This is a genomic window from Bradyrhizobium valentinum (assembly GCF_001440405.1).
Lineage (GTDB): Bacteria > Pseudomonadota > Alphaproteobacteria > Rhizobiales > Xanthobacteraceae > Bradyrhizobium > Bradyrhizobium valentinum.
In genome coordinates, this window is sequence record NZ_LLXX01000168.1 from 1 (window position 1) to 1,393 (window position 1,393).

The 1,393-nt window shown below is 62.5% G+C and carries 1 protein-coding gene; it reads right to left on the reverse strand.

Going from position 1 to position 1,393, the window contains the following annotated elements:
• Positions 1 to 628 precede the first annotated feature (628 nt).
• Positions 629 to 1,330 (reverse strand): VOC family protein, encoded by a 702-nt coding sequence (locus CP49_RS29755; RefSeq protein ID WP_245310932.1) that lies wholly within the window; start codon positions 1,328 to 1,330, stop codon positions 629 to 631.
• Between the last annotated feature and the right edge of the window lie 63 nt (positions 1,331 to 1,393).

Here is a 1,393-nt window from a genome sequence, read left to right on the forward strand (position 1 = left end):
CGCGGCCCGTGGCTGCCGTGGCTGCGCAGTCCGTGGCTGCCGTGGCTGCGCGGTCCGTGGCTGCGCGGTCGGTTGCGCGGCCGGCAGCTGTTGCGCATCTTGGGGATATTGCCGCGTGTGCTAAGTCCCACGGCCCTAACGGCCTGAGTCGACGGGGATAGCGACGCCGCGCAGCGCGACGTTGATCCCCGTCGATGGCACTGCCGCGCAGGCACCAGGCGTGCGGCACCAACGGGCTCAATAGCCGATTTTCCCAAGGTCGCCTTCGGGTCAATCGCGTCGGCTTGGCCTTCCGTCGATAACTTCCGGACTTTCCCTGTAAACGGACGTCGTCAGGGGCAGTGAGCATGTCTCAAAAGTGCCAATTTGCGACGTTTTCGAACTGAGTCCTATCATTTCCGCTCTTCCCCGATTAGCAGACGTTTTAAGAGCCGCCCGGCAAAGCTGCCACAAGCGGACTCAGGGAACACCAAGGTTATTACCCGGATGGCCTAGTTGTGCCGTTGCAACGCTTGGAGTGCGGAGATTGCTCAGCCGCAGGCTCGAGTGTGCGCAATCGGGCCGTTGCCTCCCGCGCTTCCAGGCCCTCGGTCGACTGGTCAAGGTTGATGCCCGCGAGCGCTCTGGCTTAGCGCTTCGGCTTCGGCAGCACCATCCTGCCCTGTGAAGCAATGCCATCCCACTTGGCGGACCAAGCGACTTCCGAGGCGGAGGGGTGCTCGGTGTCTCTCTGATCTCGAGCACCCTGCAGCGCAAAAAGGGCGCCTTGGGGATCGGCACATCGCGCGATCCAGCAACCGTCTGGCAATTCGATCGGCCCCTGGAGGATGCGGCCTCCGCCAGCATTGACGCGCTTGGCGGCCGCGCCGATGTCGTCAACGTTGAAGTAATATAGCCAACACGGTTGCGGCACGTTCGGAAGCTTGGTGAGCATCCCACCGATCGTCTGCCCGGCCGCCGAAAACGATTGATACAGGTCTGCCGGATCGGTTTCACCGTATGCTTTCTGCCAGCCAAAAAGCTCGCCGTAAAAATCAAAGATCTTGTTCCTGTCTTCAGCCAGCAACTCGTGCCAGCCCACGCGGCCCAGCTCGTCCAGCCCGCCGGGTTGCCGTTGGCCGTACGTCAGTCCGCTGACCAGCGCAAAAGTCGCCTTCTGCGGATCGGCGACCACTGAAACCCGGCCGATATTGCTGTCCGTTGGCGGCAGCAGGACAGCGCCTCCACGACGCCTGATCTGTGTGGCCGTCGCATCCATGTCATCGACCGCGACGTAGCCGACCCACCTCGGAGTTGCCCCCAATCGCCGCCCCTCTTCCGGGAGATCCATAAGCCCACCTTGTATTAGCGCGAAGGATTAAAGTGGCCTTGTTCCGTGAGGAATGGCCCAGCC